Here is a 20,592-nt window from a genome sequence, read left to right on the forward strand (position 1 = left end):
ATGTATCTTAAGATATATCGAATGATGTTCAGCAGGAGCGTGACGATGCACGGATGGTTTGGACGCCACCACAAAATGTGGATGGAAAAGCATTTCATGATGATGGGCCGGCACGGCCACGGCCGCGGTGGTTTTGGCCGTGGGATGGGCGGTGTGGGTGGTTTTGGCGGCCCGGGCGGCTACGGCGAGGGCGATGACGACGGCGGCAGCCCCTGGCGCGGCCGGCGACTCAGCTCGGCCGACCTGCAGCTCGTGCTGCTTGCGCTGCTCAAAGGCAGCCCGCGTCACGGCTATGAGCTCATCAAGGCCGTAGAAGAACACTCGCTGGGTTTCTACACACCGAGCCCCGGCATGGTCTATCCGGCGCTGTCGTATCTGGAAGATCACGGCTTCGCCTCCGTCACGGCCGAGGGCAACAAAAAGCGCTACGGCATCACGCCCGAAGGCGAGGCTTGGCTGGCCGAACGCCAGCACAGCGCAGACGCCATCCTCGCGCAACTGCGCGCCATGGGTGAACGCGTCAAACGCATGAACGAAGCCATGGCCTTCGACCGCGAAACCGACGGCTCGGCTGAATGGGCCGACACCGGCAACGACCCGCTGCGCACCGCACGCTGGCGCCTGAAGTTCGCCATCATGGAAAAACGCTTCGCTTCGCGCGAAGAGCAACAACGCGTGGCAGACATCCTGCTGCGCGCCCTCAAGGAAATCACCGGGGAACGTTGAACCGTGCAGCCTTGATCCGGGTGGCCTACTGCCACCTGGATGACACCTGCGCAGCCATGTCTCCCTGCCTTTCCGCAGCCCAACTATGTTCGCCTTCTACCGCACACAAGGTCTCATGTCGCAGCTGCTTAGCCCTCTCAAACCCGCCACGCGCCGTGTGCGCGTGCACGCCATCCACACGCTGTCGCCGCGTATGCGCCGTGTGGTTTTTACCGGAGTCTCGCCGACCGACCTTGCCGATCTGGCCGACATGTCGCCGGGCGCCGCAATCAAACTGATGTTCCCACTCAAGGCAAACGGCGCCGCCGATCGCACACTAGGCCGCGCCTACACCATCCGCCGCTACCACGCCGAGCGTGCCGAGCTGGAGGTTGACTTTGTCGTGCACGACGAGACACCCGCCGCGCAACACGGCCCCGCCGCGCGTTGGCTGGAGCACGCCGCCCCGGGCGACGAAGTGGAATTCGCCGGCCCCAAACGCGGCTTCCAGGCGGATCCCGCTGCACCGTGGACGTTGCTGGTGGGGGATGAAACCGCGCTGCCGGCCATCTTTGCCATTCTGGAGAGCCTGCCGGAGCGCACGCCCGTGCATGCCTTTATCGCCATCAGCGATGCCCGTGCGCGACTGCCACTCGAAGGTGCATTTGCAGGCCACCCGCGCAGCCACGACATCCACTGGATCGAAGCGGACACGGCACACGCAGGCGCCATGGTGGTGGGTGCGCTGAGCGCGCAGACGCCGCCGACAGGCACACCGCAAGTCTTTCTGGCGGGCGAAGCTTCACTGCTCAAACAGGTGCGCACGCTGCTCGAAGACACCTGGGCGGTACCGCGTGACGCCATCGATGCCAAAGGCTACTGGACAGCCGGACTCACGCGCGAGCAACGCAAGGCGCAAGAGCGCCGCTAAACCCACCTGACGTTTCGGGGGCCGGTGCGTTCACGCCGCGCCGCGCACCCAGTCACTCAGTACGCGCTGCCCATACAGCAGCGCGGCATCCATCGCTTCACGCGGTGAGCCGAACGTGCAACTCGGCAGCACGGGCTGCGAGCCCCTCAGCGACTGCCCCTCCGCGCTACGGAAAACCACGTCGATACGGGCCTCCCAGCCACGCTCGCCCACCGGGATCACGCGAGGGACGATCTCCACGTCTCCACAGATCTTGACCACCGTGTTCCTCCCTCTCCGGCAAATGCGCCCGTTGCCTTTGATTTAGCAATTGCTATGCCCACGCATGCCCGTTCTGGGCGGCTGGAGGAACCACTCGCCGATTTGATCTGGATCAAGTCGCGTCACATTTCAGCCTTCTTCGGCCTTTAGCACCGCGCCAGGCGTGCCGTTGCAAAGGAGGACTCCCGCCCATTCCTGCTGATTTCCGCTTACCTGCGCGCCCATAAGGCGCGGCACATCATGCGCACGAACCTCCCGGTCACCCAAGCCGAAACCGCACTCGCCCCCACCGATTACCTCATCTCCCGCACCGATCTCAAAGGCCGCATCGTCTTCGCCAACCCGGCATTCGTGCGCGTGAGCGGCTACTCGCACGAAGAGCTGATGGGCGCGCCGCACAACCTCGTACGCCACCCCGACATGCCCGAGGCCGCCTTTGCGGACTTGTGGGCCACGCTGCAAGCCGGCAAGCCGTGGCGCGGCTTCGTCAAGAACCGCCGCAAGGACGGCGGCTTCTACTGGGTGCTCGCCAACGTCACGCCCGTGTTCCAGGGCAGCAACGTCGTCGGCTATACGTCCGTGCGCTCGATGGCCACGCCCTCGCAGATTGCACGCGCGCAACGCGCCTACGCCGCCATCAACGAAGGCGACACGTCGTACACCGTGCGCGCGGGACGCATCCTGCGCACGGGCTGGCGGCGCGCCGTCAATCTGTTCCAGCACGACAGCCTGCGCGTCAAGGTCATCGGGCTGCAAAGCCTGATTGCCGTGGCCATCCTGATCGGCACGGTGTGGGCGCACATCGCATTGGAAGCAGCGGACCTGCACGACAAAACGTGGCTGGTACTCAGCCGAGACTGGCTGTGGCTCACTGGTGTGGGCTGCGCGGGGTTGGCGACGATGTCTGGCGTGCTGCTGGCGCGCACGCTGATCCGCCCGCTGGAAGAAGCGGCCACGCTGGCCACGCGCCTGGCCGCGGGTGACCTGACCACGGCCGTGGAAGTCCGCTCCAACGATGAGCTGGGCGAAGTGATGCGCGCCATGGGCACCATGCGCGCGAGCCTGTCGTCCATCGTGCGCGACATCCAGGATGGCGCCACCAACGTCGCGCACAGCACGCTGCAGATTTCCGCCGGCAACCATGACCTGTCGGCCCGCACCGAGCAGCAGGCCGCCGCGCTGGAAGAAACTGCGTCAAGCATGGAAGAGCTCACGTCCATGGTTGCGCAGAATGCCGATCACGCGCGCGAAGCCAGCACACTGGCCGAACAGGCATCCCACATCGCAGCCGACGGCGGGCAAGTCGTGCAGCGCGTCGTGCAGACCATGGACGCCATCCGCGCCGACAGCCAGCGCGTGACCGAGATCATCGCCACCATCGAAAGCATCGCCTTCCAGACCAACATCCTCGCGCTCAACGCCGCGGTGGAAGCCGCCCGTGCCGGCGAGGAAGGCCGCGGCTTTGCCGTCGTGGCCGGTGAGGTGCGCAGCCTCGCACAACGCAGCGCGCAGGCTGCTGCCCAGAGCAAGGAGATCATTCGCGCGTCGGATCAATCCGTGCGCGATGGCGTGGCGCTGGTGCACCAGGCCGGCGCCACCATGACGCAGATCGTGCAGTCCGTGCAGACCGTCACGCAGCTCATGTCGGAAATCTCGGCCAGCTCGCGCGAGCAAAGCAGCGGCATTGCGCAGATCAACGCCTCGGTCTCACAGCTCGATGGGGTGACGCAGCAGAACGCCACGCTGGTGGAAGAAGCCGCAGCAGCCGCCTCGGTGCTGGCGCGGCAGTCGGAAGATCTGAAGCACGCGGTGGCGGTGTTCCGCGCGTGACAGCAGGGCAGGCGCACCTTGCGTGCACCTGTCCCAGGCCCTAGATGGTAAAGCGCCCGTCGCGTTCCAGCAGCGCGGCCACGGCATCGGGCAGCAGTGGCTCGCTGAAGTAGTAACCCTGCAGCACGTCGCACTGGTGCGATGTGAGGAATACGGCCTGCGCGGCGTCTTCCACCCCTTCCGCGCAGACCTTCACGCCCAGGTTGTGGGCCAGCACCACCACCGTGGTGCAGATGGCCGCGTCATTGGAGTCGCGGTCAATGTCCTTGACGAAGGCGCGGTCGATCTTGATGAGGTCGATCGGCAGGCGCTTCAGATACGCCAGGCTCGAATACCCCGTACCGAAATCATCAATGGCGATACGCACGCCAAGCTGACGGATGGCGGTCAGGTCTTCGATGGTGCGCTCGGTACCTTCCATCAGCATCGACTCGGTCACTTCCAGCTCCAGGAAGCCCGAGCCGAGGCCGTATTGGCGCTGCAGTTTGAGCAGCGTCGGCAGCACGGTGCCGCGCTTGAACTGCAGCGGCGACACGTTCACGGCAATCGTCAGGTCGTCGGCCAAGCCGCGCGCATGCCAATCCGCGCGCTGCTGCGCAGCCTCGGCCAGCACCCAGTTGCCGATATCGACAATCAGCCCACTCTCTTCGGCCACCGGAATGAACGCTGCCGGCGGCAACAGCCCGCGCGTCGGGTGAATCCAGCGGATCAGTGCTTCCAGCCCGCACACGCGGCCGGTCTGGGTGTCGATCTGCGGTTGATACAGCAGGCGGAACTGGCCCTGCTCCAGCGCGGCCCGGATCTGGTGTTCCAGGTTCAACCGGTACGACACGCCGATATCCATCTCGGGCGCGAAGAACTCCAGCCGGTTGCGGCCGTTCTGCTTGGCGTAGTACATCGCCATCTCGGCATGACGGATGAGGGTGTCGGCATCCGAGCCGTGTGTGGGGTACTCCGCCACGCCAATGCTCGCCGTCACGAACACTTCATGTCCTTCCACGCGGATGGCCTCGGCAAAGAGGTCGAAGCCGAAATCGACGCCGTGCGAGCCCGCATGGGAGATCACCAGCGCAAACACGTCGCCGCCAAAGCGCGCCACGGTATCCACCGTGTCGGCCGCGTCACGCAGGCGCTCGGCCACACGGCGCAGCACCTCGTCGCCCAGCAGATGCCCCAGGCTGTCGTTGATGACCTTGAAGCGGTCGATATTGACCAGCGCCACATAGAAGCGGCTGCGCTGGCGCGCGGCCATCTCCACCGACTGCTGCACACGGTCGGCCAGCAGCGTGCGATTGGGCAGACCGGTGAGCGGGTCGACCGTGGCGTGCTGCGCCAGGCGCGCGCGCGTCATCTCCTGCTCGGTCACATCGTCCTGGATGCCGACGTAGTGCGTGACCGCGCCCTTGGCATCGCGTACGGGCGAAAGCAAGAAGTTGTTCAGGAACGGGTGGCCATCCTTGCGGAAATTGCGCAGCAGTACGCGAATCTCACTGGCGTCCCGCAGGGCGGTACGCACTTCGTTCAGCGCCGGCTGCCCCGGCTCGGAGGAATGCAGGAAGCGGCAGTTGCGGCCCAGCACCTCATCGGCGCGGTAGCCGGTCATGCGCTCGAAGCCGGGGTTCACGTAGACCAGCGGCATGTCGGGCTGCTGCGCATCGGCCACGGCAATGCCCGATGGCACGGACTCCACCACACGGCGCAGCAGGCGCAACTGTTCGTCGGATTCACGGCGCTCGGTGATGTCCTGCATGGTGCCGAAGAGCGCCACGACCTCGTCACGCTCGTTGCGTTCAATGTTGCCGCGCGAGAGCACCCACCGATGCTCGCCGTCGCGTCGGATCATCTCCAGTTCCAGCGAATAGGGTTCGCCTTCGGTCACGGCATGGCTGGCGGCTTCGCGCAGGCGGTTGAAGCTGTCGGCCGTGAAGAACTGCGATTGCTGCGCAAACGTGGGCGGCGCCCCCGCCGGCACACCGGTCAGCACGTACATGCCAGAAGACCACGTGGTGGAGTCTCGCAACACGTCCCAGCGCCAGCTGCCGAGTTGCGCAATCTGTTCGGCCACGCGCAGGTTGGCTTCGCTCGCGCGGAGTTCCTGCTCCATGGCCGAGCGCTGCGAGATATCGCTCACGCCACCGACCATGCGCACGGCCCGGCCATCATTGCCGCGATAGATGCTGGCGCGGATCTCTACCGTGCGCGTGGCGCGGTTGGCGTCGATGACACGGCACACGCTGTGCCAGCTACCCCGGTCTGAATGCAGCACCGCACGCAGCTGCTGGCCGAACGCATCGACATCGTCGGGATGCACGAACTGGTGGAAAGTCAGCGTGCGCGAGGTGCCGCCACCCATGCCGTAGTCCTCGCCGGGGCCCAGCAGCGCGTCGCTGCCCAGCAGCCGGTGCAGGCTGGCATTGGCCCAGGATTCTCCGGTGGCGATATCCCAGTCGAAAATCCAGTCGTTGGTGGCACGTGCCACACGTTGGAAACGCTCGGTCAGGCGATGGACAGTGGCGTCGTGCCGCTGGATAGCCGCGCGCATCTCGTTGAACGTGCGTTCGAGCAACGACAGCTCATCACGCGTGGTGCCCTGCTCGACCACGCGCGCGGAGAAATCACCCGCAGCGTAGTGGCGCGCCGCATCCACCAGCGCATCGACGCGCGGCAGCACCAGCCGCCGCATCGCTATCTGAATCAGCGCCAGCAACAGCACGATCATCAACAGGATGGCACCGCCGCCGGCCAGCGCGATGTCGCGCTGCTGGCGAATGATGTCGGTCGCGTCCACCCCTCGCACGATGCGCAGGCGCCCGGCGGCAGCATGCGGCACCACCATGGCGGCATAGGCACGCCTCACGCCATCGGTGTCGTCCACCAATATGGGGTCGCCCGGCTGCTGGCCAGCCATCGCCACGAGCGTTCCCTTTGCAATCGTGGGTGCCTGCCCGGGCGTCATCGTGGCGTTGATCGACAGCACGTTGCCGGACGCGTCGATCAGGTAGACCGGCGCACCCGGCATACCACCGGAGGCTGCCGCAATCAGGGCACTCTGCCGCACGGCCGCATAGGCCACGCCCCGGATGGCGCCGTCGACGGCCACCACCGGCCGCGCAGAAACGATCACGGCCTGGTTGGACGCCCTCCCAATGACGAAGGTCGACAGTGCCGGCTGACCGGTCGCCAGGACCTCGTGCACATATTCACGATCCGACACGTCGATACCGAGACTGGCCGGATCGGGCGTGCACACCAGCTTGCCGTGCGCGTCAATCACGCCGAGGTTGGAAAGCTCGTTCTGGTTGTGGAAGACGCGGTTGACGAAGCGGCTGCATTCCTGCTGGTCCATGCGCAGTGCCGAATCGTCGGCCACCAGCACGGAGAGCAGCTCGTTGGCATTGGACAGCACCATCCCGACGCGCGCGGCGGCGGACTCGGTCTCGTGGGTCAGGCGCTGGGCAAGATGATCGTTGAGCCGGTCACGGTAGAGCGCCACGCCGGCAATCGCCACAACAATGGCCGGCAAGGCGGCCACCGCAGCCAGTGCAAGCAAACGGCCGCGCAGCGTGGTGGGAAAAAAAGCGTGCTTCGGCACTTGAATGACCGGTAGAGCCTTGGTGTGGAGAGCGGATGCACTCTGCGGCTGCACCTCAGTGACGGCACGACATGCGGCTCAGAGGCCGTACGCCAAGGCACACGATGCAGTTGCGGCATCGTGCCGGCTGACGGCTGACGCAGTGCGCAAGCATTTTGCTTGCAATTCCTATCGCACGCAACTTGTGGAAACTGTGTACGCAACTGTTGCAATCTAGGTAGCTTTGTTGACGTTTCGGGGTTTCCACGGGGCCGACTCGCTCTAAAATCCGGCCACATGCCAAATACGCCCGAATTTCGCCCCGTAGGCACCGCCCCACGCCGCCTGTTGTTCCGCCTACTGCCGGGCGTGGTGTTTGCCGCGCTGGTACCGTTTGCGGGGTTGATTGCGGTGGCCGTCTCCACGGTATACGACGACACCCGGCAGGAGATCGACAGCCGCCTGGACCAGGCAATATCGCAGGCGGCCCGCCCGATCGACGCGCGGCTGGCCAGCATCATCGACCGCCTCTCCGCCGCCACCGAGGGCGCCAGCAACCTGCACAAGCCTGCCGACGGCCAAACCTGGCTCGACACGCATGCCGACTTGCGCGGCGCTTTCGACAACGTACTGGTGGTCGGTGCCGACGGCACCCTCCTGGCCGACGCACCGGCGCTGCCTGAACGGCGCGGCGACAACATGGCCGACCACCCCATCTTCCAGACCGTGCGCGACACGCGTCGGCTCTACATACCGGAGCCGTTCCTGGCGCCGGCGGGCAAGCGCCCGGTGGCCTCGTTTGCGGCACCGCTGCACAGCAATGACGGCAGCTTTGCGGGGCTGGTGATCGGATCGATCGAGCTATCGCGCAATCCAATGCTCGCCGATCTGGAAGCCGTCCGGATGGGGCGCACCGGACGTCTGGTGGTGGTGTCGGAAGGGGGCAAATACATCGTCGCACCGGATCGCTCGCGCCTGTTGCAGCAAGCACCGGATCTGGCCGCCCTGCCCACTTCGGCGCGCGCGCTCGCGCAGGGCTGGAGCCAGGGCGCTGAATTCACCCCGCCGGGGCAGGCTCCCGTCATCGTCGGCTATCGCCGGCTGAACGCCGTGCCCTGGAGCGTGGGCGTCTGGTGGCCGGTGCAGGAAGCCTACGCGGGCGCGGCACGTACGGCGCGCACGCTCATCGCGGCCGGCATTGCCTTCGGCGCCGTCTGCCTGCTGTTTGCCTGGTTCTGGATCGAGCGCGCGGTCAGCCCGCTGGAGCGCCTGCGCCACGAGGTGGAAGGCGGCCTGCCGATCCACCCGGTCGCGCCCACTTCCGGCCGCCCACCCTTGCACGATGCCCACCCGCCCGGCCCGCTCACGCGCCTGGGCGAGCTGGCAGACCCGCAGGTCTCCACGTTTGACCCGACCACCGAGGTAGGTGCGCTGGCTGTGCGTGTCGGCCACCTTGCCAAGTATTGGGAACAGGCGCTGGAGATCAGCGAGCAGGACGTCGCCTTCTTCCGTGCGCTAGCCGAGCAGGCCCCGGTCGGGCTGGCGTTTCTGGATCGCGCGCTGGCGGTGCCGTTTGCCAACGTGCGTTTCGAACGGCTGCTGGGCGCGAGTGCGCAGGCCATCAGCCTGGCATTGCAGGCCAAGGAGGGCGACCCGGTTCCACCTGCCGCGCGGGCCGTGGCCACCGCGCTTGCCCATCTGCCGCGTGCACCGCTGGCACTGGCGGATCAGCCGGTGGTGATTGCCACCGGGCAAGGTGCCGCTATTGGCGCGGTGCTGCTGACGGCGCGGCCCATCGGTGGCGCCGGTGCGCCGCTGGCCGGGTGGATCGTCGCCGTGGTCGACAGCACGCGCGAGCAACGCGCGAAGGAGGCGCTCGAACAGGAGGTCCGCGCCGCGCTGCTGGTGCTCGATGCCATTCAGGAGCCGCTGCTCACGATCGACGGCGATGGCATCGTCACCCACGCCAGCCGCGCCATTGAAACGCTCGTTGGCACACACCCCGCGCGCGCGGTCGGCCAATCGATCAACCGCCTGCTGCACCTGATGGAGCACGACAGCGGCAGGCGTGTCATCCCCACGCAGCTGCTGCGCTCGGGCGGCACGCTCTCGGGCAACCTGCGGCTGGAACGCGCCGACGGGCGCCGGCACGATGTGGAGTTGTCATGGGGCCCGCTGCCAGGCACATCGGGCAGCGGTGTCCTGGTGCTGCGCGATGTGTCGGCCACGCGAGAAACCGTGCAACGTATCGCCTGGGATGCCACGCACGACGTGCTGACCGGGCTGCTGAACCGCCGCGGCTTTGATGCGACCTTGCGCGCGCAGGTCGAAGCGCATCGTGGCGGCAACCCAGTCACGCGTGCGCCGCTGGCCCTCATCATGATCGACCTGGATGGCTTCAAGACCATCAACGACCGCTATGGCCATGCCGCCGGCGACGACGTGCTGCGCGGCGTGGCCGAGCTGGTCGTGCAGAACACCCGCACGCAAGACTACGTGGCCCGCCTGGGCGGCGACGAGTTCGCGGTCATCCTGCCCAACTGCGACATGCAGGCTGCCGTTACGTTTGCCGACCGCATCCGCGCGACGCTGGCCCGTCAGCCACTGCTGGCCGCCGGTGCACGGGCAGAGATTGCGCTCTCACAGGGGGTGGTTGAATTGCATGCAGACGATGCCGACGTCAGCGCCTTCCTGGCACGTGCGGACGCCGCTTGCTACCGCGCCAAGAACGAAGGCCGCGGCGCGATCGCCAGCGACTGAATACCCTACACTCGGCAGGCACCAAAGAAAAAACCACCGGATAGCGGTATCCGGTGGCTTCAAGAATACGCTTTGAACGGGGAAGTTCAGCGCACTTGAAGGATAGGCAATGACCCCCGCCCGGCCAATACCCAGGATAGGGTAATTTGGCAAAAACCCAGCACCAGTAGCGGTTTTACGCGCACCCTGCCTTTTTGTGCCTTCGGCGCAACGCCCCTCCCCCGCGTGAATCCCTCGTCCAAAATAACCATCGCGGCGACCCGGTGCCGCAGCCCCTCACGCTTGATGTTGCGATATAATGAAAACGATTCGCATTTACGTAGTAATCAACGCACTCAGCAAGTGAGCGACTAGGCACGATGCGGCTTTCCGAGCTTTCCCGCCGGGCGACGGCGGTGGTGGATCACGTTGAAGACCGTGAGCCCGCCGATCCCATCAGCCAACGCCTGCGCGAACTCGGGTTCGTCACGGGCGAAGTGGTGCGCGTGGTGGCCGTAGGCCCGTTCGGCGGTGATCCGCTGGTCGTGCAGGTTGGTTTCACGCGCTTTGCGCTGCGCCGTCAGGAGGCTGCCCGCGTTCGCCTGCGCGCTGAAGCGGCCAAGCAACCCGCCGCTGAGGCGATTGCCGCCACCGAGGCGGCCCCGCCCGCGCAGGTACGCGAGGCGGCGTAGCCCGTCGCCCGCTGCCGACACTTTCCGGCCCCGCTTATCCGGTCTTCATGCAGATGCACGCCTCTCCCGCCTCCTCTTCCTCGCCAGCATTGCGCGTTGCCCTGGTCGGCAACCCCAATTGCGGCAAAACCGCGTTGTTCAACCTGCTGACCGGCAGCCGCCAGAAGGTGGCCAACTATGCGGGTGTGACGGTCGAGCGCAAGGAAGGCCGCTTCACCGCACCGTCAGGCCGGCACGTGCAGATCCTGGACTTGCCCGGCGCCTACAGCCTGGTCGCCACCAGCCCCGACGAAGCCATCACGCGCGATATCTGCCTGGGCACGTTCCGTGGCGAACCGCGCCCCGACATGCTCATCTGCGTGGTGGACGCCACCAACCTGCGCCTGCACCTGCGCTTCGTGCTCGAACTGCAGCGACTGGGCCTGCCGATGGTGCTGGCATTGAACATGGTGGATGCTGCCGAACGGCGCGGCATCCGCATCGACCGCGCCAAGCTGGAAGCCGCACTGGGCATGCCCGTGGTGCAGACCGTGGCCATCAAGCGCAATGGCGCGGCCGACCTTGTCGCCCATATCGATCACGAGCAACTGCCGGCCGTGCCGGTGGGCCTGCCTGCCGACGCCGACCCGCATACAGAGGTCAAACGCCTGCTCGACGCTGCCGTCACCATGCCGCGCAGCACCGCCGAGCTGGATGACCGGCTCGACCGCATCGTGCTGCATCCGGTGCTGGGCCTGCTGCTGCTGGCCGTGCTGATGTTCTTCATGTTCCAGGCCGTGTTCTCCTGGGCGCAGCCACTCATGGACGGTATCCAGGGCGCCGTGGAAGCCGTGGGCGTGTGGGTCGGCACGGTCATGCCCGACGGCATGCTCAAGAGTCTGCTGGTCAACGGCATCATCGCGGGCACGGGCAGCGTGCTGGTGTTCCTGCCGCAGATCCTGATCCTCTTCCTCTTCATCCTCTCGCTGGAAGAATCCGGTTACCTGCCGCGCGCGGCCTTCCTGCTTGACCGGCTGATGGCGGGCGCCGGATTGTCGGGGCGCTCGTTCATCCCACTGCTCTCCAGCTTTGCCTGCGCGATTCCCGGCGTGATGGCCACGCGCACGATTCAGGACCCGCGCGACCGGCTGGTGACGATTCTTGTGGCACCGCTGATGACGTGTTCGGCACGGCTGCCGGTGTATGCGCTGCTGATTGGCGCGTTCATTCCGGTGCGGCAGGTGTGGGGCGTGTTCAACCTGCAGGGGCTGGTGCTGTTCGGGCTGTACATGGCCGGCATCGTGTCGGCGCTGGTCGTGGCCTACGTGCTCAAGTACCTCAAGCGCGATCGCAACGAGCACCCGCTCATTCTCGAGCTGCCATCGTATCGACTGCCCAGCGTGCGTAACCTCATCGTTGGCCTGGTCGAGCGCGCGCGTATCTTCCTGCGCCGCATCGGCACGGTCATCCTGAAGATGATGGTGGTGCTGTGGTTCTTGTCGACGTTCCCGTCGCCGCCCGCCAACGCCACCCTGCCGGCCATCGATTACAGCTTTGCCGGCATGATCGGCCGCGCGCTGGAAGTTGTGTTCGCGCCGATCGGCTTCACGTGGCAGATGTGTGTTGCGCTGATTCCTGGCATGGCCGCGCGCGAAGTGGCCGTGGGTGCGCTGGCAACGGTGTACTCGCTGTCGGCCACGCATGAGGATGCGGCTGCGCAGCTGGCGCCGATCATCGCCCAGCAATGGTCGCTGGCCACGGCACTGGCCTTCCTGGCGTGGTACGTGTACGCGCCGCAATGCATCTCGACGCTGGCCACCATCCGCCGCGAGACCAACTCGTGGAAGGTGATGGCTGGTACGGCCGCTTACCTCTTCGCGCTGGCCTACCTGGCCGCCTTCGCCACCTACCAGATCGCACGGGTGCTGACATGAGCCTGTACCACGTTGTCGAAACCGGCGTCGTCGCCACAGTCGTGGCGATGAGCGCGCTGTCGATTACCGGTCGCTATGCACCGACCATGCGTGCCCGCACAGTGGCGCGCGTGGCCGGCTGGTGTGATCGGCCCTCGCGACCGGACTGGATGCGTGCTTTCGGGCAACGCTTGCTTACGCCGGGAGCATCGCCGTCATGCCACTCCGATCCGCTCTCGGGCAGCGCATGCGGCAGTGGTTGCAGCGGCTGTGCATCGAGCGAATCGTCATCCGCTGCTGCGGTTGAGCAACCCATCCACTTCATGCGCCGCAAATAACCGCCGACGCAACGTCACAACACCAACGGGCTCGCATCATGCGGGCCCGTTTTATTTTTGCGGGATGCAGGCGTAGACTGGTTTAGGGCCTGTCATCCAATAAAACGTGCGCGCGTTGACCCGAGCCGGGGCCAGATACGCGAAGGGCGTCGCCGCAAAGGGTCATTCCCTTTGCAAGGCGCCCGACAAAGTAGATGGCCCCCGAATTTTGGAAAATGCAGGGTCAACCCAAAGGGCAAGGGGGATTTGGGCCGCATGGCGTTGTTGCGGCCGGCTTGCTTAGCTGGCTAAGCAGCGCCGTCCGCGCCTAGCCCTACGACCCAAATTCCCCTTGCGCGCGCACGTTTTATTGGATGACAGGCCCTATACCTGAACGGGGGACGCGTCATGACCGAAGAACTGCTGGTCCAGTTGATTGCGGAAGTCGAGAAGGAAGACCCGGTGGATTTCGCCAACCTGCCCTTTGACGAGCAGATGCTGCGCGACCTGGTCTGCAAGCTGGTCTCGCGCCAACTCACGCAAATGGAAGATGCCCACTTCAGCCAGGACGAGGTGATCGTCTCGCTTACGGCGAGCATTGCTAAACTGGTGCTGGAAAATCTCGTGCTGAATGCGCGCCTGCTGGCGCAGCAGGGCCACGGCGAAAGCGCCCGCGCACTGCTCGAGCGCATCGCCCGACAGGCGAAGGGCTGACGACGCCCACACCTGAGCGTTACGACGCGACGTTGTACTGGGTGCGCGCCCGCGTCAGCAGACGCTTGGCGACCGAGAGGCCGCGAATGGCGGCCGCGTCGTCATCGCTTGGGAAATCGAATTCGGCGCTCCAGTTGCAGCCGGTGTGATCGGGCCGGTGAATGCACATGGTGCGCAGTTCGCAATTGGCGCATTCCGGATGCTGCTGAACACAGCGGGCCAGCAGGGTCTTGAGTTCATCTTCGGACTTCAGACGGCGTTGCATCGGCATCTCCTGGGTAACACGATGTGTTGGAACCCACGGCAGCGGATGAGTTTCGCCACGATCCCGCCGATGATGTTTCCAGGCGTTACGGGATCACATCAATGTGAAGCGCGCTCCGAAGCCAACGGCGCACCTGCTTTGGCCTGGCATGCAGGGCACACGCCATACAGCGCCAGCGCGTGATCGCGCAGCACAAAGCCGCGCTCACTTGCCACACGCTCCTGACGGGCCTCGATGGCATCGTCGTGAAACTCTTCCACCCGGCCGCACGACATGCAGATCAGGTGATCGTGGTGTGCACCCTCGTTGATCTCATACACCGCATGGCCGGCCTCGAACGTATGACGCAGCAGCACACTGGCATCCACCAGTTGGTTGAGCACGCGGTAGACCGTCGAGATGCCGACGTCGAGGTCCGACGTCAGTAGCTGACGATAGACGTCTTCCGCACTCAGGTGACGGCCGTGGTCCGTGCCGGCAGCAAGGATTTCCAGAATCTTGACGCGCGGTGACGTGGCTTTGAGCCCAGCACGGCGCAGGTCGGTCGAGTTTGGCATGGCGTTCGGGGGCGTAAGGCTAGGAGGTCAGCGTAGACAGCGCAGCAGGGCCGGAAGCGGCGTCGCAATCGTGCAGACGGGGGTTCCGAAAAAAGACGGCATGGCTGGCGGCCCGGGAAAGTCGCAGTCGGGAAAGCGGGGTCTGAGTGCTTTCCCGACTGTCGGGCGGCTTGCTACTGCCAAACGCTCTGTGTGTCAGAGCGGTCCCCACAAAAGATCGGTTGCTGGGGCGCCGGCATTCAACGGCCGGCACACGCACAGCGGAATTCGGTTCGACAGGTTGCGCTTGGTGGCTTGTCCATCGGCTGCAGCGCTGTCGATGGACAAACTATAAATGCGAATGATTCGCATTACAAGGACTTTTTTGAAAGTCGCCGAAAACCCTTGGGAAGGATGGGCTGAAAAACGGGCTAGAGGCGCCCGATAGCCTGCGCGTAGCCGGCTGGCGCAAAGCGTAGCGTCGTGGCCACGGAGACGATCACGATAGCGATCAGCATCAGCCATGGCACCTGGAATCCGCCGGTCGCTTCGCGCAGCAAGCCCACTGCGTAAGGAATGATCCCTGTGATGATGAAACCAATGCCCTGCACGAATGCCGCCAGATAGCCTGCGGCGCGTGCATCGGACAGATGGTCCAGCGTAAGCGTCAGGCACAGCGAGAACATGGAGCCCAGGCCGCAGCCGATCAGCGCGACCCAGAGCAGCGTCCCGCTTTGCGGAGCGAGCAGCAGACCGGTCATGCCCATCAACTGCGCCAGCAACATGGCCGCCAGCCACGGGCGGCGATCCGGTTGCCGCCGCGCGAGCAACGGCGCCCCGAACGCCCCGATCACCTGGAAGATCGTCATCACGCCGATGAGGCCGCCGGCATCCTGCGCGCTCCAGCCGAGTTGGCGATAGAACATCGGTACGGATTAGTTGGGGGGTATGGACGCGCACAGTACATGGACGTAGCCATGGACATTGATTGGTGCTTTGAAAGGTTTTTCCTGGCCAGAGTGAGGCCTAGTAAAGCCGAGCAGGCGGTGCGAAGCCAATCCACCTCGTAGCCCAGCATGGCTTTGTGGCAGGTCTGGTATCGCCAGTGGCCAGAGGCTCAATGGCTGTCTGCGCTGTTGTCTTCCCGAAGAAAGAGATCAGCAATGGGACGTTCGAATGCAGCGGCTATGCGTTCGATAACGTCTAGCGACACATTGCGTGCGCACCGCTCTACATGGGCCAGAAAAGAGCGATCCAGGCCCGATCGATGCGCGAGTTCTTCTTGTGTCCACCCGTGTTCCGCTCTCAACCGACGCATGCTGTCCGCCAGAAGCTGGCGGGCATTCGGTCGGTTGTGTTGGTTACGGGCCGCTGACATGCCCGCATAGTGATGAGCAGGCTCTTTGATGTCAGTGGGTTTTGAGTCACAATGGCAGCATTAAAGCCATTGGATGCTCCCGTGAAATCTCGCAGCCGGAATCCGTACTGGCGCAGCCACGCAATCATGCTGGTGTAGCCAGCGTTGGTTGCCCCAAAGTAGAACGCCAGCAGCCACGCGCGCCGATTGCCGAAAAAGTTGAGCACGGGCCCGTGCTGCGTGGTTGGCAGTGCCTCGCGCGGGCGGGCAGTCACCCACAACACCAGCGCGGCCAGCGCTGGCAACACCCAGATGCCAAGGCCCACGTGCCAGTCGGCTGCGTGTGCAATGCGCGGGCTGAGCGTGGCCGCCATGCCGCCGCCCGCCATGAGCGACGCGGAATACAAACCCAGCGTGAACGGCACACGCTGCGGAAACCAACGCTTGATGATGCCTGGCGCCAAGCCCTGGATGATCGCAACACCCGTGCCGGCCAGCGCGGCGCTGGCGATCAGTGCGGCGCCGTGCTCGGCCCACAACCGCCACAAGCACGCTCCTGCAATTGCCAACAGGCTGCACACGACGCCGCGGTGCTCGGCCATCCAACGCGCCAGCCACGGGATGAACAACGCGATGCTGCCCATGCACAGCACCTGAATCACGGTCAGCATTGACACGCCCTGCAGGCCGAGGCCCGTGCCTGCGCGAATCTCCGCCAGCAGCGGGCCGATCGTCGTGAGGATGGGGCGCAAGTTCAGGCCGAGCGCAATCACGACCAGCACGCCGATCCAGCCGGCATCGGCGCGCGCAGGCGTTGCAGTGGATGCAGCCGATGCAGCGTGCTGAGCAGTTGCCTCGGTCACGATTGGTGTGCCTGCCACGCTTCGTACAAGCCCTGCTCGCCCGTCGGCCGCAGTGCACGCATCTGCAGCGCGCGCGCTTGCGGCTCACGCTTGAGCTCCTCGTAGATGGCGGCGGTGGACATACCGAACGGCTCGCCGTCTTCGTTCGAATACGCAAAGTACGCGGCGCGGATGCCACAGCGATGCATGGCGGCAAAGCACATCGGGCACGGATGGCCGCTGGCGTACATGACGGCGCCGCGCATGTCCGGTGTGGCCAGCGCGTGGCTGGCCTGGCGGATGGCCTGCATCTCGGCATGGGCGGTGGGGTCGTTGGTGGCATGCACCTCGTTGACGGCACGGGCGACGATCTTGCCGTCGCGCACCAGCACGGCACCAAACGGCGCGCCGCCGGCGTTGATGTTGGCACGGGCCAGCTCAACCGCCTCGCGCATGTACTGTTCATCGGACATCGTGATCTCCTGAATCTCTTGGAAAAGGGGAGTTAGCGGGCGCCGGCAGCGACGAGCATGTCGGCAATCGCCTTCTGGCCGCGCTCGCGCGCATGCTGCAGCGGCGTCACGCCCATGCTGTCGGCAAGATTGACGTCAGCACCGTGGTCGATCAGCAGGCGGACGATCTGCTGGTGACGCGGCCCGCCGTCGCTCAGCAGGATGGCTTCGAGCAGCCCTGTCCAGCCGAGGTTGTTGACGTGGTTCACGTCGACACCGGCGTCGATCAGCGTCTTGACGACTTCCACGTGGCCACGCTCGCAGGCCGGGATCAAGGCTGTGCCGCCGTAGCGGTTGGTGCTCTTGAGGTTGGCGCCATGGCTGAGCGTCATGCGCAAGATGTCCAAGCGCCCTTCTGCACCGGCCAGCAGATAGGCGCTGTCGAGGCGCTTGTTCTGAGCGTTGACATCGGCGCCGGCATCAATCAGTGCACGGGCGGTATCGACGTGATTGCCTTGCGTGGCGAGCAGCAACGGCGTGTTGTCGCCGCCATCACGCACATCCACGGGCACGCCCTGCTTGAGTTGCTCGGCCACCTTTGCTGTCTCGCCCTTGGCTGCAGCATTGAGCAGCCACGCCGGCTCACCGGCTGCAACGCACCCCGTTGTAGCACCTGCTGTAACACCAGCGGCACACATCGTCACCATCCAGCGCTTCCAGACACGCAACGCCATCTCGGCTCCCTCCTGGCAATCGGAATAACCGGCCGATTATGGTTGCGCGCTGATGTATGTTCAAATTAAATGATTGAATGCACATCAGTGGATTACCAAATGATTGATCTGATCTTGCTGCGCAGCTTCGTCACGGTGGTCGACACCGGCAACTTCACACGGGCGGCGGAGCACCTGCACCTCACGCAATCGACGGTGAGCCAACAGATCCTGCGGCTGGAGCAGCAACTGAACTGCCGCCTGCTCGATCGCAGCCAGCGGCAGGTGCTGCCCACCGAAGAAGGCGACCGCCTGCTCGGCTATGCGCGCCGGCTGCTACGCCTGGCTGGTGAGGCCAGCGAGGCGCTCAGCCCTGAACACACCGAGGGCGTGCTGCGCCTGGGCGTGCCGGAAGATCTCGGCAGCGGCGCGTTGATGCCGCTCATCGCCAGCTTTGCGCGCGAGCGCCCACGGCTGCGGCTGGAAGTCGAAAGCGGCCTCTCCCACCACCTCTTGCGGCTGTACCGCAACGGCGATCTGGACATGCTGCTGGTCAAACAATGGGGCACCGACAGCGACTGCCATGCGCGCTGGGCGGAACCGGTTTGCTGGATCGACAGTGCCGAGCGGCCACACACGCTGCCGCTCGGGCCAACGCAGCCCGCGCTGCCGCTGGTGGTGTTTCCGGTGGGCGCGCTGTATCGGCAGGAGATGCTGCACGCGCTGGAATCGCTCGGCCAAGCGTGGCGCATCACGTATTCGAGCCCGAGCCTGGCAAGCCTGTGCGCGGCGGTCAGCGCGGGGTTGGGCGTGAGCCTGCTGCCGGCCAGTTGCATGCAGGCCGGGCATCGCGTGCTTAGCGCTGCCGATGGTTTTCCGGAGATCGGCGGGCTGGAACTGGCGCTCTTTGCGCGGCCCGACCTCGACAGCGCGGGGCGCGTGTTGCGTGATCGCCTGGTGGAGATGTGCAGCGAGCGCGCGCAAGCGCTGCAGTCCGCCGCGGGCTGAACACCAAAGAAAAAGCCGGACCCGCTCATCGCAAGGTCCGGCTTGGTACGCCTCCGTTCAGCTTCAGGCAGCTTCAGCCAACGGCACGCGGATCAGATGATCGAACGCCGACAGCGCAGCCTTGGCACCATCACCTGTTGCGATGATGATCTGCTTGTACGGCGTGGTGGTCGCATCGCCTGCAGCGAACACGCCTTCCGCGCTGGTCTGGCCGCGCGCATCGACAACGATCTCGCCGAAGCGGTTGCGCTCCACCGCGCCATCCAGCCACTCGGTGTTGGGCACCAGGCCGATCTGCACGAACACGCCTTCCAGCGCGATCTCGTGCTCGACGCCGCCCACGCGATCCTTGTAGCGCAGGCCGTTCACCTTCTCGCCGTTGCCGGTGATCTCGCTGGTCTGCGCGTTGGTGACGATGGTCGCGTTCGGCAGGCTCTTCAGCTTGCGCACCAGCACGGCGTCTGCCTTCAGTTCTTCAGCAAACTCCAGCAGCGTGACGTGGCTGACCAGACCCGCCAGGTCGATGGCGGCTTCCACACCAGAATTACCACCGCCAATCACGGCCACGCGCTTGCCCTTGAACAGCGGGCCATCGCAGTGCGGGCAGTACGCCACGCCCTTGTTCTTGTATTCCTGCTCGCCGGGCACGTTCACATTGCGCCAGCGTGCACCAGTCGACAGGATGATCGAGCGGCTCTTGAGCACCGCACCGTTGGCCAGCGTCACCTCGGCAAAGCCGCCCGGCGCATCAGCCGGCGTGAGCTTGACCGCGCGCTGCGCGTTCATGATGTCGACCTCGTACTGGCGCACGTGCTGCTCCAGCGCGGCGGCAAACTTCGGCCCTTCGGTTTCAGACACGGAGATGAAGTTCTCGATGGCCAACGTGTCCAGCACCTGACCACCAAAGCGCTCGGCCACCACGCCGGTGCGCACACCCTTGCGTGCTGCGTACACGGCTGCAGCCGCGCCAGCAGGGCCACCGCCCACGATCAGCACTTCATACGGCTCCTTGGCGGCGAGCTTTTCAGCGTCACGCGCTGCGGCGCCGGTGTCGATCTTGGCGAGGATCTCTTCCACGCCCATGCGGCCCGTGCCGAAGGTTTCACCGTTCAGGAACACCGTCGGCACCGCCATGATCTTGCGCTGCTCGATTTCGTCCTGGTACATGCCGCCGTCAATGGCGACGTGCTGGATGCGCGGGTTGATCACGGACATCACGTTCAGCGCCTGGACCACGTCCGGGCAGTTCTGGCACGTGAGCGACATGTAGGTCTCGAAGCGGAAATCCCCTTCGATATTGCGAATCTGTTCGATGACGTCGGCTTCAAGCTTGGGGGCATAGCCACCCACTTGCAGCAGCGCCAGCACCAGCGAGGTGAACTCGTGGCCGGTCGGGATCGCGGCAAAACGCACGCTCACATCAGAGCCGGTGCGGCGGATCAGGAACGACGGCGCACGCTCAGCCGCGTCACGTTGTTCGGTCAGCACAATCATGCTGGACTGCTCGGCCACATCACGCAGCAGGTCCATCATGTCGCGGGAGCCCTCGCTGTCATCGACGTTGGCGACCAGCTCAATGGGCTGCACGAGGCGTTCGAGGTAGGCCTTCAGTTGGGCCTTGACATCAGCATCCAGCATGACGACTTCCTTTATTCGTTTTGAGTCCACAACGGGACAAATCAGAGGGCGCGACACACGTCGCTGCCCTTAAGCAAACGGCCGGCAGTGCCGGCCGTTTTTCTCGCTGCATTTCTGCAGCAACAGCCT

Annotated in this window: 19 protein-coding genes; 9 read left to right on the top strand and 10 right to left on the bottom strand. The window is 65.1% G+C overall.

Features of this window, described 5'->3' with window-relative positions; translation table 11 throughout:
- Window positions 1-45: 45 nt before the first annotated feature.
- The gene (locus C404_RS33070) at window positions 46-726 is read left to right on the top strand and encodes a PadR family transcriptional regulator (RefSeq protein WP_021192976.1); all 681 of its coding nucleotides are present in this window, start codon (window positions 46-48) and stop codon (window positions 724-726) included.
- An 85-nt stretch (window positions 727-811) separates the two neighbouring features.
- Window positions 812-1,636 (top strand): siderophore-interacting protein, encoded by an 825-nt coding sequence (locus C404_RS33075; RefSeq protein WP_021192977.1) that lies wholly within the window; start codon window positions 812-814, stop codon window positions 1,634-1,636.
- Between the two features lie 30 nt (window positions 1,637-1,666).
- On the opposite strand, the gene C404_RS33080 is transcribed toward C404_RS33075, so the two are convergent.
- Window positions 1,667-1,897, bottom strand: a complete 231-nt coding sequence (locus C404_RS33080; protein ID WP_021192978.1) for a hypothetical protein — start codon at window positions 1,895-1,897, stop codon at window positions 1,667-1,669.
- 240 nt (window positions 1,898-2,137) lie between these two features.
- On the opposite strand from C404_RS33080, the gene C404_RS33085 reads away from it, so the two are divergent.
- Complete coding sequence (locus tag C404_RS33085) at window positions 2,138-3,727, top strand: methyl-accepting chemotaxis protein (protein ID WP_021192979.1); 1,590 nt, start codon at window positions 2,138-2,140, stop codon at window positions 3,725-3,727.
- A 40-nt stretch (window positions 3,728-3,767) separates the two neighbouring features.
- Here C404_RS33085 and C404_RS33090 read toward each other — a convergent pair whose 3' ends face one another.
- Complete coding sequence (locus tag C404_RS33090; protein ID WP_031328761.1) at window positions 3,768-7,319, bottom strand: EAL domain-containing protein; 3,552 nt, start codon at window positions 7,317-7,319, stop codon at window positions 3,768-3,770.
- A 276-nt stretch (window positions 7,320-7,595) separates the two neighbouring features.
- On the opposite strand from C404_RS33090, the gene C404_RS33095 reads away from it, so the two are divergent.
- From C404_RS33095 to C404_RS33115, 5 genes are all read left to right on the top strand, one after another.
- Entirely contained in the window at window positions 7,596-10,058 is a 2,463-nt protein-coding gene (locus C404_RS33095) for a sensor domain-containing diguanylate cyclase (RefSeq protein WP_052027462.1), read from the top strand.
- 359 nt (window positions 10,059-10,417) lie between these two features.
- Window positions 10,418-10,729, top strand: coding sequence for a FeoA family protein (locus C404_RS33100; protein WP_031328763.1), 312 nt, complete (start codon window positions 10,418-10,420; stop codon window positions 10,727-10,729).
- Between the two features lie 47 nt (window positions 10,730-10,776).
- Window positions 10,777-12,642, top strand: coding sequence for a ferrous iron transport protein B (feoB, locus tag C404_RS33105; RefSeq protein ID WP_037010939.1), 1,866 nt, complete (start codon window positions 10,777-10,779; stop codon window positions 12,640-12,642).
- A complete protein-coding gene (locus tag C404_RS59040) occupies window positions 12,639-12,959 on the top strand; it encodes a DUF6587 family protein (RefSeq protein WP_064496328.1) in 321 nt (106 codons plus the stop codon). The genes feoB and C404_RS59040 overlap by 4 nt, the downstream gene beginning before the upstream one ends.
- A gap of 387 nt (window positions 12,960-13,346) precedes the next feature.
- Entirely contained in the window at window positions 13,347-13,652 is a 306-nt protein-coding gene (locus C404_RS33115; RefSeq protein WP_021192985.1) for a hypothetical protein, read from the top strand.
- Window positions 13,653-13,671: 19 nt separating this feature from the next.
- On the opposite strand, the gene C404_RS33120 is transcribed toward C404_RS33115, so the two are convergent.
- The 7 genes from C404_RS33120 to C404_RS33140 all read right to left on the bottom strand — a co-directional run bounded on the left by C404_RS33120 (window position 13,672) and on the right by C404_RS33140 (window position 17,838).
- Window positions 13,672-13,917 carry a hypothetical protein gene (locus tag C404_RS33120; protein ID WP_021192986.1) on the bottom strand — a complete coding sequence of 82 codons (246 nt, stop codon included), beginning with the start codon at window positions 13,915-13,917 and terminating at the stop codon, window positions 13,672-13,674.
- Window positions 13,918-14,015: 98 nt separating this feature from the next.
- On the bottom strand, window positions 14,016-14,474 hold the full coding sequence (gene fur / locus C404_RS33125) for a ferric iron uptake transcriptional regulator (protein ID WP_021192987.1): 459 nt from the start codon (window positions 14,472-14,474) through the stop codon (window positions 14,016-14,018).
- A 410-nt stretch (window positions 14,475-14,884) separates the two neighbouring features.
- Window positions 14,885-15,379: a hypothetical protein gene (locus C404_RS0129485; RefSeq protein ID WP_052027463.1), complete on the bottom strand. Its 495-nt coding sequence runs from the start codon at window positions 15,377-15,379 to the stop codon at window positions 14,885-14,887.
- A gap of 191 nt (window positions 15,380-15,570) precedes the next feature.
- Window positions 15,571-15,831 carry a helix-turn-helix transcriptional regulator gene (locus C404_RS59045; RefSeq protein WP_080981233.1) on the bottom strand — a complete coding sequence of 87 codons (261 nt, stop codon included), beginning with the start codon at window positions 15,829-15,831 and terminating at the stop codon, window positions 15,571-15,573.
- Window positions 15,759-16,673 carry an MFS transporter gene (locus tag C404_RS33130; RefSeq protein WP_052027464.1) on the bottom strand — a complete coding sequence of 305 codons (915 nt, stop codon included), beginning with the start codon at window positions 16,671-16,673 and terminating at the stop codon, window positions 15,759-15,761. Before C404_RS33130 ends, C404_RS59045 begins: the two co-directional genes overlap by 73 nt.
- Complete coding sequence (locus tag C404_RS33135) at window positions 16,670-17,125, bottom strand: nucleoside deaminase (protein ID WP_021192988.1); 456 nt, start codon at window positions 17,123-17,125, stop codon at window positions 16,670-16,672. The genes C404_RS33130 and C404_RS33135 overlap by 4 nt, the downstream gene beginning before the upstream one ends.
- A gap of 32 nt (window positions 17,126-17,157) precedes the next feature.
- Window positions 17,158-17,838 carry an ankyrin repeat domain-containing protein gene (locus C404_RS33140; RefSeq protein ID WP_021192989.1) on the bottom strand — a complete coding sequence of 227 codons (681 nt, stop codon included), beginning with the start codon at window positions 17,836-17,838 and terminating at the stop codon, window positions 17,158-17,160.
- Between the two features lie 99 nt (window positions 17,839-17,937).
- Here C404_RS33140 and C404_RS33145 point away from each other — a divergent pair, with 99 nt between their 5' ends.
- Window positions 17,938-18,825 carry a LysR family transcriptional regulator gene (locus tag C404_RS33145; protein ID WP_021192990.1) on the top strand — a complete coding sequence of 296 codons (888 nt, stop codon included), beginning with the start codon at window positions 17,938-17,940 and terminating at the stop codon, window positions 18,823-18,825.
- Window positions 18,826-18,888: 63 nt separating this feature from the next.
- Here C404_RS33145 and ahpF read toward each other — a convergent pair whose 3' ends face one another.
- Window positions 18,889-20,463, bottom strand: a complete 1,575-nt coding sequence (gene ahpF / locus C404_RS33150) for an alkyl hydroperoxide reductase subunit F (protein WP_021192991.1) — start codon at window positions 20,461-20,463, stop codon at window positions 18,889-18,891.
- Window positions 20,464-20,592 lie beyond the last annotated feature (129 nt).

It is taken from the genome of Ralstonia sp. AU12-08, from assembly GCF_000442475.1.
Taxonomy (GTDB): domain Bacteria; phylum Pseudomonadota; class Gammaproteobacteria; order Burkholderiales; family Burkholderiaceae; genus Ralstonia; species Ralstonia insidiosa.

Excerpts from the sequence above, each read along its gene's own strand:
- ahpF (WP_021192991.1), bottom strand. The coding sequence starts at position 20,463 with ATGCTGGATGCTGATGTCAAGGCCCAACTGAAGGCCTACCTCGAACGC.
- C404_RS33120 (WP_021192986.1), bottom strand. The coding sequence starts at position 13,917 with ATGCAACGCCGTCTGAAGTCCGAAGATGAACTCAAGACCCTGCTGGCC.
- fur (WP_021192987.1), bottom strand. The coding sequence starts at position 14,474 with ATGCCAAACTCGACCGACCTGCGCCGTGCTGGGCTCAAAGCCACGTCA.
- C404_RS33100 (WP_031328763.1), top strand. The coding sequence starts at position 10,418 with ATGCGGCTTTCCGAGCTTTCCCGCCGGGCGACGGCGGTGGTGGATCAC.
- C404_RS33145 (WP_021192990.1), top strand. The coding sequence starts at position 17,938 with ATGATTGATCTGATCTTGCTGCGCAGCTTCGTCACGGTGGTCGACACC.
- C404_RS33115 (WP_021192985.1), top strand. The coding sequence starts at position 13,347 with ATGACCGAAGAACTGCTGGTCCAGTTGATTGCGGAAGTCGAGAAGGAA.
- feoB (WP_037010939.1), top strand. The coding sequence starts at position 10,777 with ATGCAGATGCACGCCTCTCCCGCCTCCTCTTCCTCGCCAGCATTGCGC.
- C404_RS33085 (WP_021192979.1), top strand. The coding sequence starts at position 2,138 with ATGCGCACGAACCTCCCGGTCACCCAAGCCGAAACCGCACTCGCCCCC.
- C404_RS59045 (WP_080981233.1), bottom strand. The coding sequence starts at position 15,831 with ATGTCAGCGGCCCGTAACCAACACAACCGACCGAATGCCCGCCAGCTT.
- C404_RS33070 (WP_021192976.1), top strand. The coding sequence starts at position 46 with ATGCACGGATGGTTTGGACGCCACCACAAAATGTGGATGGAAAAGCAT.
- C404_RS33075 (WP_021192977.1), top strand. The coding sequence starts at position 812 with ATGTTCGCCTTCTACCGCACACAAGGTCTCATGTCGCAGCTGCTTAGC.
- C404_RS59040 (WP_064496328.1), top strand. The coding sequence starts at position 12,639 with ATGAGCCTGTACCACGTTGTCGAAACCGGCGTCGTCGCCACAGTCGTG.
- C404_RS33135 (WP_021192988.1), bottom strand. The coding sequence starts at position 17,125 with ATGTCCGATGAACAGTACATGCGCGAGGCGGTTGAGCTGGCCCGTGCC.
- C404_RS33140 (WP_021192989.1), bottom strand. The coding sequence starts at position 17,838 with ATGGCGTTGCGTGTCTGGAAGCGCTGGATGGTGACGATGTGTGCCGCT.
- C404_RS0129485 (WP_052027463.1), bottom strand. The coding sequence starts at position 15,379 with ATGTTCTATCGCCAACTCGGCTGGAGCGCGCAGGATGCCGGCGGCCTC.
- C404_RS33095 (WP_052027462.1), top strand. The coding sequence starts at position 7,596 with ATGCCAAATACGCCCGAATTTCGCCCCGTAGGCACCGCCCCACGCCGC.